The organism is Nocardia sp. NPDC056100 (genome assembly GCF_042266325.1).
In the GTDB taxonomy this organism is placed as follows: Bacteria; Actinomycetota; Actinomycetes; order Mycobacteriales; family Mycobacteriaceae; genus Nocardia.
Genome location: NZ_JBHJVY010000001.1, coordinates 185,042 through 200,097, shown reverse-complemented (window position 1 = coordinate 200,097; position 15,056 = coordinate 185,042). Strand labels below are relative to the sequence as shown.

Sequence of the window (15,056 nt, the reverse complement as noted above, 5' to 3'; positions counted from 1 at the left end):
CTACAGGCTGCGGGCGATGACCAATCGCTGAATCTGATTGGTGCCCTCGAAGATCTGGGTGATTTTGGCTTCGCGCATGTAGCGCTCGACGGGGAAGTCCTGGGTGTAGCCGTAGCCGCCGAAGACCTGGACGGCGTCGGTGGTGACCTTCATGGCGGCGTCGGTGGCGATGAGTTTGGCGACGCTGGCCTGGCGGGAGTAGGGGAGGCCGGCGTCGCGGCGGCGGGCGGCGTCGAGGTAGGTGGCGCGGGCGGAGTCGACGGCGGCGGCCATATCGGCCAGGAGGAAGCCCAGGCCCTGGTGGTCGATGATGGGGCGGCCGAAGGCTTCTCGGTCCTTGGCGTAGGCGATGGCGTCGTCGAGGGCGCGCTGGGCGATGCCGGTGGCGACGGCGGCGATGCCGAGGCGGCCGGAATCCAAGGCACTGAACGCGATCGACAGGCCCTGGCCGGGGTCGCCGATGAGACGTTCGGCGGGGAGGAAGGCGTCGTCATAGGCGGCGGTGGTGGTGGGGACCGCGCGCAGGCCCATCTTCTCCTCGGGCTTGCCGAAGGACAGACCGGGGGTGTCGGCGGGGACCAGGAAGCTGGAGATGCCGCGGGAGCCTTCGCCGGTGCGGGCGAACAGCGTGTAGTAATCGGCCTTGCCGCCGTTGGTGATCCAGGCTTTGCTGCCGGTGATGCGGTAGCCGCCCTCGGTTTCGGTGGCGCGGCAGCGCAGTGCGGCGGCATCGGAACCGGCATGCGCTTCGGACAGGCTGTACGCGCCGATCAGATTGCCGGACAACATATCCGGGAGCCAGCGCTGTTTCTGCTCGTCGGTGCCGTACACGAACAGCGGATGGCAGGACAGGCTGTGCACGCTCACCGCGACCGCGACCGCCGCCCAGCGCGCGCCCAGCTCCTCGAGTACCTGCAGGTACACCTCGTACGGCTGCCCGCCACCGCCGAACTCCTCCGGGTACGGCAGGCTCAGCAGCCCGGCCTGCCCGAGCGCGCGGAACGCCTCGTCCGGATACCGCTCCTGCTTCTCGTACTGCGCGGCGATCGGCTCGAGCACCTTGTCCGCGATATCGCGGGTCAGCTCGATGAGGTCGCGGGCTTCGGGCGTGGGGAGCAGGCGGTCGACGGGCATGGCTTCCATTCTCCGAGGGGTCCGGACGGCGGCGCGTACGCCACCGGCATCAGCCTGCACATTACGACCAGCATCCAATTGCGTGCAAGGCAGCACGCAATTTCGAGGGTTGGCTAGACTGACGCGGTGGTATCCGCCCTGCCCCCGAACAAGCATCAGGAGAAGAGCCTGCGCACGCGGGCGCTGCTGCTCGACGCCGCCATCGACAGCCTCGCCGAGGTGGGGTACGCCAGCGCGTCGATCGCCGATATCACCGCGCGGGCGGGCGTGACCCGGGGTGCGCAGCTGCACCACTTCCACACCCGGCAGGAATTGTTCGCCCAGACCATCGAACATCTGACGCAGCGGCAGCGGGAAGCGTTGCAGCGCAAGGCGCGTACGCCGGGAGCATCGCCGGGGGAGATCCTGGTCGAGTTGGTGACCGCGCCATTCGCGGGCAAGCTCGGCAAGGCGGCCGTCGAACTGTATGTCGGCATCGCCAATGAGAAAGAGTTGCGGCGCAATATGTTGCGCGTACAGCACGACCTGACCGTGGAGTTGCTCGACGCGTGCGGTGCGCGCATCGAAGTCCCCAGGGCGCGACTGGAATCGGCGTTCTGGCTGACCATCAACCTGGTGCGCGGCGCCACCCTCGACGAGATGGTCGGGCGAGATCGCTTGCGCCGCAAGCAGGTTCTCGCCGAATGGGCGCGGATTGCCGACGATTTACTGACCTGAGGTCGAAACGGGACGCTTGACGGCCGCGATATACCGGTCGTAGGGACGTTCTGAATCAGCGCTCGGCGCACCGCCGGGCGCGGCCTCGGGGGAGGACATCGCCATGGCGATGAATCGTCGGTCTGTGCTGCGTGCGGCCGCGCTCGGAGTAGCGTTGTCGGTCGTGGATCTGGGGGCGCTGTCCGGCTGTATGCCGGAATCGGCTGCCGGACAGGTGGATTGGAATGCCCTGCGGCAGGCGCTGGCGGGCGCGTTGATACTGCCCGCCGATACGGATTACGCGAGCGCGAAGCTGGCGTACAACCCGCGCTTCGATGATCGGAAACCGGCGGCCATCGCGCGCTGTGCGAATGCCTCCGATGTACAGCGGTGCGTCGCCGTCGCCGCCGAATCCGATGTGCGGATCGCCGCGCGCAGTGGCGGGCACAGCTATGCGGGTTACTCCACCCCGGACGGCGGGCTGATCGCCGATGTGGGGCCGATGAATTCGGTGCAGGTCGCCGCCGACGGCACGGCGGTGATCGGCGCGGGCGCACGACTGATGGATGTGTACTCGGGGCTGGCGCGGGCCGGGCGCTGCCTGCCGGGCGGATCGTGTCCGACGGTCGGGATCGCCGGGCTCACGCTCGGCGGGGGACTGGGCGTGCTCACCGGCAAGTACGGATTGACCTGTGACTCGCTGCTTTCGGCGCAGGTGGTCACCGCGGACGGGGTGCTGCGCACGGCGTCCGCGGAATCGGAACCGGAGTTGTATTGGGCGCTACGCGGGGGTGGCGGCGGAAACCTGGGAGTCGTCACCTCATTCACCTTCCGGACCGTGGCGGCTCCGCAGTTGGCGGTATTTCAATTGCGATTCCCGGCAGGTGCTTTCACCGAGGTGATGGGTGGCTGGCAGTCATTCACGCAATCCGCGCCGGACGAATTCTGGTCCACCCTCGGAGTGTCCGCCGGAAATCCGCCGACCTGTCGCATCAACGGCTGCTATGTCGGCTCCGAGAGCGATTTGAACACGCTGGTCGATAAACTGGTCGCGGCGACCGGATGTCAGCCGTCGAATCGGTACTCGCTATCCAAGGACTATCTATCCGCGATGATGTATTTCGGCGGCTGCGCGAATTACACGGCGGAGCAATGCCATCCGTCCTGGAATGGCGCGGGGGTACTCGGTCGTGAATCGTTCATGGCGTCCTCGCGGGTGCTCACCGGGCCGCTATCGGATCCCGGCAAGCTCACCGCGCTGCTGACCGGCCGCACGGGTATGGACATCCTGCTCGACAGTCTGGGCGGAGCGGCGAGCCGAATCGGCGTCGCGGATACCGCGTTCCCGCATCGCGAGGCGCTGGCCACCGCGCAGATCTATGTCGGCGCGACCACGCCGGACGCCCGTGCCGGGGTGGGTGAGGTGCGGGACGCGCTCGGCGATCTCACCGGCAATACCGCGTACGTCAACTACATCGATCAGGATCTGGGGAACTGGGCGGATGCCTATTACGGCGGGAACGCGCCACGGTTGCGGCGGACCGCCCAGAAGTACGATCCGCACAACGTTTTCGCCTTCGACCAGTCGGTGACCAAGTGCTGATTCAGAACGGCGCGGGCAGTCGCGTGTAGACGCCGGGGTATCCGGGCTGCGCGGCACCGCGTCCCCATGAGGTGAGGCCGACCAGTTTGCCGTCGATGAGTAGTGGCCCGCCGCTGTCGTATTCGCCGGTATCGGCCCGGGTTGATCCGGCGCACACCATTTCCCGGGCATCGAACGCGCCCGGATACGCGCGAGCGCAGTCCGCGTCATCGACCATGGGTACGGTGGCGGCACGCAATCGAGTGTTCGAGGCATCGCCGTCCGAGGTCGCGCCCCAGCCGAGGACCGTGGCCGAAGTGCCCTGAGGTGCGGCGATCTGGATGGGCGGCCGCGTCTGCGCGTGTTTCAGGGTGAGGATCGCGATGTCGTGGTGGTAGACGTCGACCCCGTCGACGGTGTCCTGCCGGAAGTCCGGATGCACGCGCACCGCTACGACGCTCACCGTGAATCCCGTACCCGAGCTGAGGTCGGCGCGATCGAAGGTCACCGTCAGCGCTTCGGGGGGCAGTGCCGCCAGCGGCACACAGTGCGCGGCGGTCAGCACCTGATCCGGTGCGATGAGTGCGCCGCCGCAGAACTGGCCGGACGGCCGATCGAAGAATATCGGACTGCCCACCGCGACCAGCCAGGGATACGCACCCGTATCGACCTGCGCGCCGCCGATCACCGCGCCGGCGGGCAGCGCGGTGGTGCACCCGAGGAACACCGTGGTCAATGCCGCGATACGGCGGGGGAGTGACACTCCCGCACTGTACCGAGCCGTGCTCCGCGTGGGCTGTGAGCTGTCGGTGCGGCTGAGTATCGTCGGCCGTATGACGTCTTGGAATGAGTTCGCCGAGGCAGCGCCGCGGATCGCCGAGATCTTCACCCGTCGTCACGCCGCCACCGGCAAATTGTGCATGCTCGCCACCCTGCGCTCGGATGGCTTCCCGCGCATCAGCCCGCTGGAACCCGCGCTCTTCGAGGGCGAACTATGGCTCGTCGGTATGCCCGACACCACGAAATTCAAGGATTTGGAACGCGATCCGCGCTTCTGCCTGCACACCGCCACCGTCGACACCCATGTCGCCGACGGTGATGCGAAGCTGTTCGGCACGGTGCGTGATGTGCATGATCCGGCCCTGCATCAGCGCTGGGCCGAGGCACTCTATGCCGAATCGGGCTTCGATCTACGTGGGCGCGACTTCGACCACTTCTATGCCGCCGATCTGACGGGCGCGTCCTCGGTGGAGGTCGGTGACGGGCATATGGATGTCACCGTATGGAAGCCCGGTCAGCCGGAGCGGGTCGTCCGCAAGCACTGATGAACACGACACCGCGACAGCAGACCGTGCAAGATTGCAGTGAGTGCAATTGTGCGCGAACTGCATTCACGCACGAACTGCCGAACAAGGTGTGTTTCAACGGTTCTCATACCCCGCGAACTGGCGATTCGCCGGAAGAACCGGATAGCGGTGTGCCCCTTGGCTATCGGGAGCGTCCCTCACGCATCCCGGGCGCGACCGTATGGGTACGCGATATCACCGTCGATGCCACCGCCCCGGTTCTCCCGGACGGCTGCATGGACCTGCTCTGGATGAACGGCCGCCTGACGGTGGCGGGCCCGGATACCCGGGCGTACCACCCGACCATAGGCCCTGCCACCCGAATCGCGGGCATTCGCTTCGCTCCCGGAGCGGCGCCCGCTCTGCTGGGCGTCCCCGCCAATGAACTCTGCGATGGCCGCCCGGATCTCTCCGACCTGTGGACCCCCGCGCAGTCCCGTCGCGCCCTGGCACTCCTGGAATCCGCGTCCTCATCGACCGCCGGTCTCGAGGCGATAGCCGAATGGCGAGCCGCCGATACGATCCCCGTCGACCCGATCGTCCCCCGTATCGTGACGGAACTGCGCTCCGGCGCGACCACGATCGCGGACCTCGCCGCCGATCTCGGCCTCGGCCCCCGCCGCCTGCACCGTCTCTCCCTGGCGGCCTTCGGCTACGGCCCCAAAACCCTCACCCGAATCCTGCGCATGCAACGCGCCCTGGCCCTGGCCCGCGCGGGCACCCCACTCGCGGAAACAGCCTTCCGCACAGGCTATTCCGACCAATCCCACCTCTCCCGCGAAATCCGTGATCTCGCGGGAATGCCCCTCACCGAATTACTCGCCCGCTAACCCAGCGCCGCATACAAATCCACGCCATTCCCATCCGGATCGAGCACGGTCGCATACCGCTGCCCCCAAAACGCATCGAACGGCTTCAACTCCCCCCGATACCCCGCCCCCACCAATTCCTCGAATTTAGCGTCGACCTCAGCCGCCGTTTCACACCGGCAAGCCAACCCCATCCGCCCGGTTCCCCCCTTCCACTCGGGATGAAACGAAAGAATCGTCCCCTCGGTATCCAACGCCAACCGCACCCCACCCCCGAGCGCGGCCTCCACATGCGGCTCCCCTTCGGCCCCCTCCCCGAACCCCACCCCGAGCCGCCGATAAAACCCCACGGCAGCCCCCATATCCGCAACAACAATTCCCACAACATCAATCTGAAAAGTCATACCCGAACCGTAAGCCCGCCCACCCCACCCCGTCTTGAACAAATCGGACACCGGCATGTCCGCCCCCGCCGAGCGTCCGCAGGACCGCGTTCGTACCTAGTCGCGGGCGTGGACTGCGGCTAGGCGGGCGGAGCGGATGGCGTTCCAGAGGGGGCGGAGGAGGGTTTCCTGGGCGGCTATGGCCGTGGCTGAGGTGGGGGCGGAGGCGGGGGCTCGTTCGGCGACGGTGAGGATGGCGGCTACCTGGTCGGCGGTGTCGAGGATGCGGCGGGCGCGCAGGGGGAGGGAGTCGGGGTATTGGTGTTGGGAGAGGGCGGCCAGTTCGTCTTCGATGAGGTCTCGGGGGCTGGGGCCGTTGGAGTCGACGGTGGTGGTGTGCAGTTGCTGGAGGGCGTCGGCGGCGTCGCGGACGGCTTGGCGCATGGCGTATTCGGCTTCGCCGAGGGGCATATCGGGTTCGATGGCGTAGGGGATGGGCGTCGAGTAGACGCGCCACTGCAACGTGTCGTCGTCGGTCCAGATCGGGACCAGGCCGGTGCCGTCGCTGCCGGGCGCGCCGACGAACAGGCCCTCGCCCGCTTCGGTTGCGGCGGCGGCGAATTCGGTGCCGACCGGGACACCGCGCACATCGCCGGGGACGGGGAGTACCAGGCGCACCTGGGCCTGCGGACCGGTCGATGCCTCGCGAATCAGTTTGAGCAGCACCATGATCCCGGCGCCCGCGGGCTCGGAGGACTCGTCGGCGGCCCACGGTAATCCGGTGTGGCCGCCGGTGACGGGGTCCCCGGCGGCAACGGTTTGGCGGGGCGCCCAGGCGCGCAGTGCATCCAGCACATCGTCAGGGGCGCTGCGGCCGGCAAGCCAAGAGCCTGCCCAGACCGTCAGCGTCGCGCTCGGGGTACTCATCCTTAGAGGATAACTGGCCGGGAACTATGGTTCAGGGGGGAAATCGATCAACCGTTCGACGGCACGATTCGCCCGCCTTCGGGACAATGGGCAGCGATGTTCGACGATCGAAGGCCGGGGAGATGAACGGTTCCATAGTGCTCGGCTTGGTCGCCTCCCTCTTCGGAGGATTGTGCGTAGCCCTGGCCACCTACCTCACCACGCGCGAGCGCAGCGCCGCCGAAACCCGCAAACTGGTGGCGGAGACGCAACGCGTGCGCATCGAGACCACCAAGACGTTCCTGGAAGCCAAGGCGCTGCCCGGTTTCGCGTCCTCGGAGGGCAAGCTCCTCACGGGATGGGTACTGAGCGAAAGTGATCCGGGCAAATACGAAATCGGCATCGACCGCACGGTGCGCGGTCGGCACAGCCCCGCCGGTTATGTCCGCTCCCGCCCCGACGCCACCGGCTTCGGCACCCTGATGCAGATGATCAAGGCCGAACAGTACCGAGGCAAACGCATTCGCCTGTCCGCCTACGTCAAAACCGCCGCGCCCGCCACTTCCGCTGTCGCCCTGTGGATCCGAGTCAACGGCGGCAAGGGCGAAATCCTCCGCTTCGACAATATGGAGGATCGCCGCATTCGCGGCACCACCCGCTGGACCCAGCACCACGTGGTGACCGACGTCCCCGACACCGCCCAGTACATAGCCTTCGGCCTACTCCTGGAAGGCTCCGGCGAGGCCCGCCTCAGCGATATGGACCTCGAACCCGTAGGCCCCGATATCGCCGCCACCGCCACCGAACTCCTCAACGACGACGAATTCCCCGACCGCCCGGTGAATCTCGACTTCAACGTCGACTGAGCGCCGTCGGCGCGCACTCCGATGGCTCGATCGACCCGTTCCGACGCCCCCAGGTGAACGGGGGTTCGCCATTTGGTGACGGGATCGAGTGCTGTTGGTCTACAGCATATTTCGAGGTCTGCCGATGTTTTGCGGTGGTGGCACGATGAACGGGAAGGCGCTTCGGAGTAGAACGAGGGCGGGGCAATGGCCGGTGTGCGTACTCGGGAACGGGTCGTGGGATCGCGGGTTTCGCCTGCGCGGGCGATCAACGGGTGGTTGGTCGGGAGCGCGTTCGCTTTCGGGGTCTTCCAGATGGTGGTGCTGCCGTTGACGCTGCTACCGCATGATGCGCGGTGGGGGTGGGTGCTGGTCGCGGGGGTGCTGGGGACCACGCCGTTCTGGTCACTGATCCACGAGGCGATACACGGCACGCTGCTCACCGATCGGCGGCGAAATGATCTGTGCGGGCGCGGGTTGGCGGTGTTGTACGGATCGCCCTTCGCGATGTTGAAGACCGGGCATCTGCTGCATCATCGGTTCAGTCGCACGCGGGAACGCGCCGAGGTCTACGACCCGGCCACGTCGAGTTGGATCCGGTTCGCGCCCGGGTACTACCTGCGTCTGTTCGGCGGGCTGTATGTGCTGGAGGTCGCCGCGGTGCCGTTGGCGATATTGCCCGCGCGTGCGATTCGGCTCTTCGGCCGGCGCGTGGACGCACCGGATTCGGTGGCGGGGTTGCTGTTCGAGCGAATCGCGCAGGCGAGACTTATCGGGCAGTTCCGCACCGATGCGGCGGCGATCGCGATCCTGTTCCCTGCCGCCTTCATCGCCTACGGCAGGCACGGGTGGATGCTGCTGGCAGCGCTGGGTGGCCGGGCGATGATTGTTTCCCTGTCCGACAACGCCTATCACTACGGCACCGATCTCGACGCCCCGCTGGAGGCGTTGAATCTGCGCCTGCCCCGCACCCTGGAACGCTTCGCGCTCAGCTTCAATCTGCACGGCGTGCACCACCGTCATCCGGGCCTGCGCTGGTACGAGCTGCGGGAGAAGTTCGATCGGAGCGGCGGTAAGTACGATCTCGGCTGGGGTCCGGCAGCGGCACGCCAACTGCGCGGGCCGATCAAGCTGGACCAACCCGATTCGACTGCACCGCAATCGGTTCGCCGCTGACGCTATTCCGGCTCGGTGACGAAATCGATGAGCCGTTCCACCGCCCCGATGAGCGGCGTCTCCAGATCGCGATAGGAATTGACCGCGTTGTAGACCCGCCGCCACCCCTCCTGCGGCGTACCCCAGCGCAGCCGCTGACAGATGCCGGTCTTCCAATCCTCACCGCGCGGAACCTCCGGCCAGGCGTCGATCCCGACCACGGACGGCCGAACCGCCTGCCACACATCGATATACGGATGCCCGGTCACCATGACATGCGGTCCGAGCCCCTGGGTGAGCCCGGTCTCCTTGGACCCGGTGACCAGGTGATCGACCAGCACCCCCACGCGACTCCCGGGCCCGGGCCGGAATTCGGCGAGCCGCGCGCCGAGATGATCCAAACCTTCGAGCTGTTCGACCACCACGCCCTCGACGCGCAGGTCATGCCCCCACACCCGTTCGACCAGCGCCGCGTCGTGCACACCTTCCACCCAGATGCGACTGGCCCTGGCCACCCGGGCGCGAGCGCCTTCGACACGAGTGGAACCCGAGGCCGAGCGCGTGGGCTGTTTGGGCGCGGTGGCGGTCGGCCGCACCAGCGTGACGGGTTCCCCGTCGATCAGAAATGCCGCCTCGCGCAACGCGAACAACCGCACCCGCCCGCGCCCGTCGTCGAGTTTGACGAAGTCCCCGTCATAGGTCCGCTCGAATCCGATTACGGCGCCGCAGAACCCGCTGGCGGCGTCCTCGGCGACGAGATCGCGTTCGGCGATCACCTTCGGTATCTCGCGCTTTCGGGTTCGCGCATGCCCGGAGAAGATGTCGCCGCTGTAGATGTCACGCCCGTTCACCGCATCGAAGGTACCGGGTGCGCCGGGAAACTCCCCGCTCCGACGCGCGTTTTCGATCCGAGTAGCGATTCGGGGGCCGGCGCGGGCGATCTTGCGCAGCCCCGCGCGAGAAGGATTACTGTGGTTGTCGTGGCCGCAATCGTTTGGCTGGTCGCGGGGCTACTCCTCGCGGCGGCGGAGATGCTCACGGGTGATCTGACGCTGCTCATGCTGGGCAGTGCCGCGGTGATCACAGCGGGTGTGGCGGGTGTGACCGGCGCTCCGCTGGTGGTGGACGCGGTGGTCTTCGGTATCGCCGCGATCGCACTGATTTTTCTGGTTCGCCCACTTCTGTTGCGCCGCTACGCGACTCCGCCGCCCACGCCCACCGGTGTGGACGCGCTGCCGGGTAAGACCGCGCGTGTGCTGGAAGCGGTCGACGAGCATGGCGGCCGGGTGAAACTCGACGGTGAGGTGTGGAGCGCTCGCGCGTTCGATCCGCAGGAGCATTATCCCGAGGGCACGACCGTCTACATCATGAGGATCGACGGCGCTCATGTCGTCGTGTGGAAGGGGCCTTAGATGGCTGTACTGATAGTCGCCGTGGTACTGGTCCTATTGGTGGTGGTGGTCGTCTTCAAGTCGGTGGCGCTGGTGCCGCAGGCCGAGGCCGCCGTCATCGAACGACTGGGCCGCTATTCGCGCACCGTATCCGGTCAGCTGACATTCCTGGTGCCGTTCGCGGACCGGGTCCGCGCCAAGGTGGATCTGCGCGAGCGGGTGGTGTCGTTCCCGCCGCAGCCGGTCATCACCCAGGACAACCTGACCGTGCAGATCGATTCGGTGGTGTACTTCCAGGTCACCAGCCCGCAGGCCGCGGTCTACGAGATCAGCAATTACATTGCGGCCGTTGAGCAATTGACGATCACCACGCTGCGCAACGTGGTCGGCGGCATGACCCTGGAAGAGACGCTGACCTCCCGCGATCAGATCAACCATCAGCTGCGCGGGGTGCTGGACGAGGCCACCGGCCGCTGGGGTCTGCGCGTATCGCGCGTGGAGCTCAAGGCCATCGATCCGCCGCCCTCGATTCAGGAGTCGATGGAGAAGCAGATGAAGGCGGATCGTGAGAAGCGCGCCATCATCCTGACCGCCGAAGGTCAGCGCGAGGCCGCGATCAAGACCGCCGAGGGCCAGAAGCAGGCGTCCATCCTGTCGGCCGAAGGCTCCAAGCAGGCATCGATCCTGTCCGCGGAGGGTGAGCGGCAATCCCGCATCCTGCGTGCCCAGGGTGAGCGCGCGGCCGCCTACCTGCAGGCGCAGGGCCAGGCCAAGGCCATCGAGAAGGTGTTCGCCGCCATCAAGAACGGCAAACCCACCCCCGAACTGCTGGCCTACCAGTACATGCAGACCCTGCCGCAGGTCGCCAAGGGCGATGCCAACAAGGTGTGGCTGGTCCCGAGCGATTTCGGCAAGGCGCTGGAGGGTTTCGCCCGCAATTTCGCCACCGAGGGCAAGGACGGCACCTTCCGCTACGAACCGGTCGCGGACACCGAACCCGCCGAACGCCCCGAGGACGACACCGACGAGGTAGCCGACTGGTTCAGCACTGCTACGGACCCGGCCGCCGAACGCGCGGTCCGCGCCGCCGAGGCCGATGCCCGCACTCCGTCGGACCCGTCCGCACTGCCGCAGCCTCGACCGCGCGCGGAAACACAACTGCCGCCTGCACGTCCGCAGCAGCAGCCGGAAGCCAAACAACCGGATCCGCCGACGCAGCAGCAGTATCGGCAGGACCCGCCCGGTGATCAGCGCTGGCAGCAGCCCCCGCCGCCCGGACGCCCGCTGGGCCGCTAGCTCGCAGACCGTCCGAAGGTTCGGTGATCACGATCACCGAACCTTCGGCGTTTCAGCTCACGCGATCGTGCACGCGACCGCGGTCAGCGTCGTGGAGAAATGCTCATTGGTCTGATGCGTATTCACGCTGACCGCCGCCGCGGTGCCCTTGGGCGTGGCGACCGCAAAGGTGCTGAAGCCGGGAATCCCACCGGCGTGCCCCCAAACCTGTTTCACATCCCTGCCATCGCTGCCGCAGGGCAGCCGCAGCCGGATCAGGCCGAGTCCGTAGGCCATCGCGGTGGACTGCGCCATCGGGATGGTCTGCTGCATTTGCGCGAGTTGCGGTGCGGGCAGCAGCTTTCCGGACACCAGCGCGGTGAAGAATCGATTCAGATCGGCTCCGGTGGAGATCATCGCACCGGCGGCTCCCGCCCAGGCGGCCTCGGTATCGGTGGCATCGACCCAGGTGTTGTCAAGCTTGCGGTAGCCGAGGGGATGGGGATCGCGCAGCTCGGTGTCACCCGCCGACGGAAAATAGGTGTCGCGCAATCCGAGTGGTTCGAGAATGCGGCTGCCGATCTCATCCGCGAGTGAGCGGCCGGTCATCTGCTCGATCAGCATGTCCAGCAACACATAGTTGGTATTGGTGTATTCGAATCGCGCACCCGGTGCGAACTGCGGCGGCATGGTTATCGCGATGGCGACCAGGTCCGGCGGCGTGAGATCGCGATACGCCTTACCGTCACCGGTCTGATCGAGCTGCTGCGGAAGCTTGTGCGAGGGATCCTCGGGCGCGAAATCCGCGAGCCCGCTGGTGTGCTGGAGCAACTGGTGCACGGTGATCCGATTGCCGTCATTCCCATTGCCCTGCACCACACCCGGAAGGTATCGCTCGATCGGCGCTTCGAGTTCGATGGTGCGGTTCGCGATGAGCTGCAATACGACCGTGGCGACGAAAGTCTTGGTGACACTGCCGATTCGGAAATGCGCGCCCTCGGCATACGGCGCTCCGGTGCTCAGATCACCCGCGCCCGCGGCGAAGGTTCGCTGTCCGTCGGGTCCGTCCACCACCGCCTGCGCACCGGGCATTCCGGACCGAACCAGCGCGGTCAGCGCATCGGAGACCTGCGTCGCGGGTGGTGCGGCCGGACTCTGCGCCGTGCCGCTATCGCAGCCCGCCGTGGCGAGCAGCGCCGCGGCCGCGACAATCGCGTACCCGCCCCGCCGCCGGAAGATACTGCCACCCACGCTGTTACCCCTCTCCACACGCCACCGAAGTCATGTCTTACACGACGGTTTCGACGCTAGAGAAAGAGCACACCCCTGACTATCCGGTAACTCCCGGAGTCGGTCCTACCCCCACGGTCGTACGTGCCAGCACGCCGACCGCGCCCGGTGCGTGGTCAGTCCGAGCTCACACCCGGATTGCCGTCCTCGATGCGCCCGGTGACGCGACGGCGGAAATCGGCATCGCCCTCGGCGGTGATCTCCAGGTCGTACCAGCCGTCGTGGGTCGGCCATTCCAGGCGCTGATCGGCACCCGATGCCAGTTCGATCCGGCGTGGATCGCCACCACCGCGCCGCGCGGTGACCGTCAAAACAACAACGCGCCCACCATGATTGGCGAGCGCGAGTGCGAGGGTACCGCGGGTGCCGGGTTCGGCCCCGACCCGGACTCCGGCCGCGGCCCCCGTGCTGTCACCGCGCAGTTCATGCCAGAACCGATTCGGTCCCTGCACGACGAGGTCGTATTTCCCTGTCACGGTGAACTTTTCGGTGGTGGTGCGCGCGACGTCGTAATGCCGTGGATCGCCCGATACTCCAGCGAACGGATAGATGGTGAAATGCGCTGCGGCCCGGCCGGTATCGGTGAGCGTCACCGACAGTGTCGATCCGTCCAGCGTGCTCGAGACCGCGGGCTGATAGGGGAGCGGTCGTGCCTTGCGCGTCCCGGGTTCCTGAATCGGAAGCGATTGCGCGCCCGGCGGTTCCGCCTTCCACCGGGAGGTCGCGGCGGGCACGCTCCCGGGCGTGCCCAGCCGCGGCCGCTTTCCGGCGGCGGTGAAATCGAAGACCGAGGTCATATCGCCGCAGACGGTGCGCCGCCAGGAACTGATATTGGGTTCGCGCACCCCGGTCCACAGTTCCAGGAATTGCAGCACCGAGGTGTGATCGAAGACCTCGGAGGAGACGAATCCGCCCATGGTCCAGGGCGATATGACCGTCATCGGCACCCGCACCCCGAGCCCGATGGCCTTCCCGTCGTACCAGTCGTCGCCATTGCCGGAGGCCGGTCGCGGCGGGACCGGTGACGGCACATGGTCGAAATAGCCGTCGTTCTCGTCGAAGGTCAGGAATATCGCCGTCTTGGACCAGGTGTCGATATCGGATCCGATGATGTCCAGGAGTTTGTGAATGAAGGACGCACTGCCCACCGGCGTCGATTCCGAGGGGTGTTCGGAATAGCGCGCGGGCGGCACCAGCCAGCTCACCGCCGGAAGCCGGTCCGCGGCAATATCATCGGCGAAGCGCTGCAACAGGCTGTCGGGTTCACCGCGGAACATGCCCCGATCGAACAGGCTGCGCTCGGCGGGAGTCAGCTTGTCCCGCCCGGCTTTCAACTGTCGCAGCAAACGCTGTTGATCGGAAAGTGAACGCCCGGACAGGGATTCGTAGAACTTCTCGGTCGTCAGATACTGCCCGCGCACACTGTCGAGCACCTTGCTGCCGATGCGCTTGAACGGCAGGAAGTACTCGATCGGGTTATCGGTGAAGTTGTCCCACTCCTGATAGATCTGCCACGACACTCCGGCCGCTTCGAGTCGCTCGGGATAGGTGGTCCAGTCGTAGCCGCGATGCCGGGCGTCGTAGGCGGCGTTGTCCACCGCCCGCTTGCGGCCGCCGGGCTCGAATCCCGTTGTGCCGGTGAAGAAGTAATTGCGATTGGGATTGGTCCCGCCGAACATCGAACAGTGGTAGGCGTCGCAGATGGTGAAGGTGTCCGCCAGCTCGTATTGCAGCGGCAGATCCCGGCGATCGTAATAGGCCATGGTGGCCGGGCTCTTGGCCTCGATCCAGCGATCCCACCAGCCCTGCCCCCAGGCTTTGGTGCTGCCGTTCCATTCGTGGTCGAGACTGTCCAGATATTGGATATCGCTGTCCGGCCGCCCCGCGCGTGCGGCCGCCGCTCGCGCGGAGAACGGCAGTACCTCACCGTTCGATCCGCGCGGTTGGCGGAACGCGCTGTTACCGTTGCGCAATCGTAGCGGGGTCTCATCGCCGAACCCGCGAACCCCGGCGAGCGACCCGTAATAGTGGTCGAACGACCGGTTCTCCTGCATGAGCAGTACGACATGTTCGATCGCGCCCAGTCCGCCCGCCCGGACCGGTGCCGCCATGGCTCGGTGCAGCGAAGACGGTAGTAATGAGGCCGCCGCCGCGCCCGCCGCGATGGTCGCCGCCGAGCCGAGCAGCCGCCTTCGAGAGACGTTGACCATACGTCGAAGTACAGCAGCCGGACAGGAACATTCG

Annotated in this window: 15 protein-coding genes; 8 read left to right on the top strand and 7 right to left on the bottom strand. The window is 66.7% G+C overall.

Annotated elements, in window-relative coordinates:
• A complete protein-coding gene (locus ACFC0O_RS00970; RefSeq protein WP_375952540.1) occupies positions 1-1,134 on the bottom strand; it encodes an acyl-CoA dehydrogenase family protein in 1,134 nt (377 codons plus the stop codon).
• 126 nt (positions 1,135-1,260) lie between these two features.
• Between ACFC0O_RS00970 and ACFC0O_RS00965 the strand changes: the two genes are divergently transcribed.
• On the top strand, positions 1,261-1,851 hold the full coding sequence (locus tag ACFC0O_RS00965) for a TetR family transcriptional regulator (RefSeq protein ID WP_364635078.1): 591 nt from the start codon (positions 1,261-1,263) through the stop codon (positions 1,849-1,851).
• A gap of 103 nt (positions 1,852-1,954) precedes the next feature.
• Positions 1,955-3,433, top strand: coding sequence for an FAD-binding oxidoreductase (locus tag ACFC0O_RS00960; RefSeq protein WP_375952537.1), 1,479 nt, complete (start codon positions 1,955-1,957; stop codon positions 3,431-3,433).
• Position 3,434: 1 nt separating this feature from the next.
• Here ACFC0O_RS00960 and ACFC0O_RS00955 read toward each other — a convergent pair whose 3' ends face one another.
• On the bottom strand, positions 3,435-4,175 hold the full coding sequence (locus ACFC0O_RS00955) for a trypsin-like serine protease (RefSeq protein ID WP_375952535.1): 741 nt from the start codon (positions 4,173-4,175) through the stop codon (positions 3,435-3,437).
• Positions 4,176-4,245: 70 nt separating this feature from the next.
• Here ACFC0O_RS00955 and ACFC0O_RS00950 point away from each other — a divergent pair, with 70 nt between their 5' ends.
• Positions 4,246-4,737, top strand: a complete 492-nt coding sequence (locus ACFC0O_RS00950; protein ID WP_364635072.1) for a pyridoxamine 5'-phosphate oxidase family protein — start codon at positions 4,246-4,248, stop codon at positions 4,735-4,737.
• A 152-nt stretch (positions 4,738-4,889) separates the two neighbouring features.
• Entirely contained in the window at positions 4,890-5,588 is a 699-nt protein-coding gene (locus ACFC0O_RS00945; RefSeq protein WP_375952531.1) for a helix-turn-helix domain-containing protein, read from the top strand.
• Here the strand turns inward: ACFC0O_RS00945 and ACFC0O_RS00940 are convergent.
• Together ACFC0O_RS00940 and ACFC0O_RS00935 are read right to left on the bottom strand one after the other, a co-directional pair.
• Complete coding sequence (locus tag ACFC0O_RS00940; protein ID WP_375952528.1) at positions 5,585-5,971, bottom strand: VOC family protein; 387 nt, start codon at positions 5,969-5,971, stop codon at positions 5,585-5,587. The genes ACFC0O_RS00945 and ACFC0O_RS00940 overlap by 4 nt on opposite strands.
• A 96-nt stretch (positions 5,972-6,067) precedes the next feature.
• Positions 6,068-6,877 carry a hypothetical protein gene (locus ACFC0O_RS00935; RefSeq protein WP_364635060.1) on the bottom strand — a complete coding sequence of 270 codons (810 nt, stop codon included), beginning with the start codon at positions 6,875-6,877 and terminating at the stop codon, positions 6,068-6,070.
• A 122-nt stretch (positions 6,878-6,999) separates the two neighbouring features.
• Between ACFC0O_RS00935 and ACFC0O_RS00930 the strand changes: the two genes are divergently transcribed.
• Positions 7,000-7,722: a hypothetical protein gene (locus tag ACFC0O_RS00930; protein WP_375952525.1), complete on the top strand. Its 723-nt coding sequence runs from the start codon at positions 7,000-7,002 to the stop codon at positions 7,720-7,722.
• 216 nt (positions 7,723-7,938) lie between these two features.
• On the top strand, positions 7,939-8,877 hold the full coding sequence (locus ACFC0O_RS00925; RefSeq protein ID WP_375952522.1) for a fatty acid desaturase family protein: 939 nt from the start codon (positions 7,939-7,941) through the stop codon (positions 8,875-8,877).
• A 2-nt stretch (positions 8,878-8,879) separates the two neighbouring features.
• Here the strand turns inward: ACFC0O_RS00925 and ACFC0O_RS00920 are convergent, their stop codons facing one another.
• Entirely contained in the window at positions 8,880-9,707 is an 828-nt protein-coding gene (locus ACFC0O_RS00920) for a DUF3097 domain-containing protein (protein WP_375952519.1), read from the bottom strand.
• Between the two features lie 129 nt (positions 9,708-9,836).
• Between ACFC0O_RS00920 and ACFC0O_RS00915 the strand changes: the two genes are divergently transcribed.
• Both ACFC0O_RS00915 and ACFC0O_RS00910 read left to right on the top strand, forming a co-directional pair.
• Entirely contained in the window at positions 9,837-10,268 is a 432-nt protein-coding gene (locus ACFC0O_RS00915) for an NfeD family protein (RefSeq protein ID WP_364635052.1), read from the top strand.
• Positions 10,269-11,543, top strand: coding sequence for an SPFH domain-containing protein (locus ACFC0O_RS00910; RefSeq protein WP_375952516.1), 1,275 nt, complete (start codon positions 10,269-10,271; stop codon positions 11,541-11,543).
• A 57-nt stretch (positions 11,544-11,600) separates the two neighbouring features.
• On the opposite strand, the gene ACFC0O_RS00905 is transcribed toward ACFC0O_RS00910, so the two are convergent.
• On the bottom strand, positions 11,601-12,773 hold the full coding sequence (locus tag ACFC0O_RS00905) for a serine hydrolase domain-containing protein (protein WP_375952513.1): 1,173 nt from the start codon (positions 12,771-12,773) through the stop codon (positions 11,601-11,603).
• 155 nt (positions 12,774-12,928) lie between these two features.
• Entirely contained in the window at positions 12,929-15,022 is a 2,094-nt protein-coding gene (locus ACFC0O_RS00900; RefSeq protein WP_375952510.1) for a phosphocholine-specific phospholipase C, read from the bottom strand.
• Positions 15,023-15,056 lie beyond the last annotated feature (34 nt).

Excerpts from the sequence above, each read along its gene's own strand:
- ACFC0O_RS00970 (WP_375952540.1), bottom strand. The coding sequence starts at position 1,134 with ATGCCCGTCGACCGCCTGCTCCCCACGCCCGAAGCCCGCGACCTCATC.
- ACFC0O_RS00960 (WP_375952537.1), top strand. The coding sequence starts at position 1,955 with ATGGCGATGAATCGTCGGTCTGTGCTGCGTGCGGCCGCGCTCGGAGTA.
- ACFC0O_RS00950 (WP_364635072.1), top strand. The coding sequence starts at position 4,246 with ATGACGTCTTGGAATGAGTTCGCCGAGGCAGCGCCGCGGATCGCCGAG.
- ACFC0O_RS00940 (WP_375952528.1), bottom strand. The coding sequence starts at position 5,971 with ATGACTTTTCAGATTGATGTTGTGGGAATTGTTGTTGCGGATATGGGG.
- ACFC0O_RS00935 (WP_364635060.1), bottom strand. The coding sequence starts at position 6,877 with ATGAGTACCCCGAGCGCGACGCTGACGGTCTGGGCAGGCTCTTGGCTT.
- ACFC0O_RS00930 (WP_375952525.1), top strand. The coding sequence starts at position 7,000 with ATGAACGGTTCCATAGTGCTCGGCTTGGTCGCCTCCCTCTTCGGAGGA.
- ACFC0O_RS00910 (WP_375952516.1), top strand. The coding sequence starts at position 10,269 with ATGGCTGTACTGATAGTCGCCGTGGTACTGGTCCTATTGGTGGTGGTG.
- ACFC0O_RS00900 (WP_375952510.1), bottom strand. The coding sequence starts at position 15,022 with ATGGTCAACGTCTCTCGAAGGCGGCTGCTCGGCTCGGCGGCGACCATC.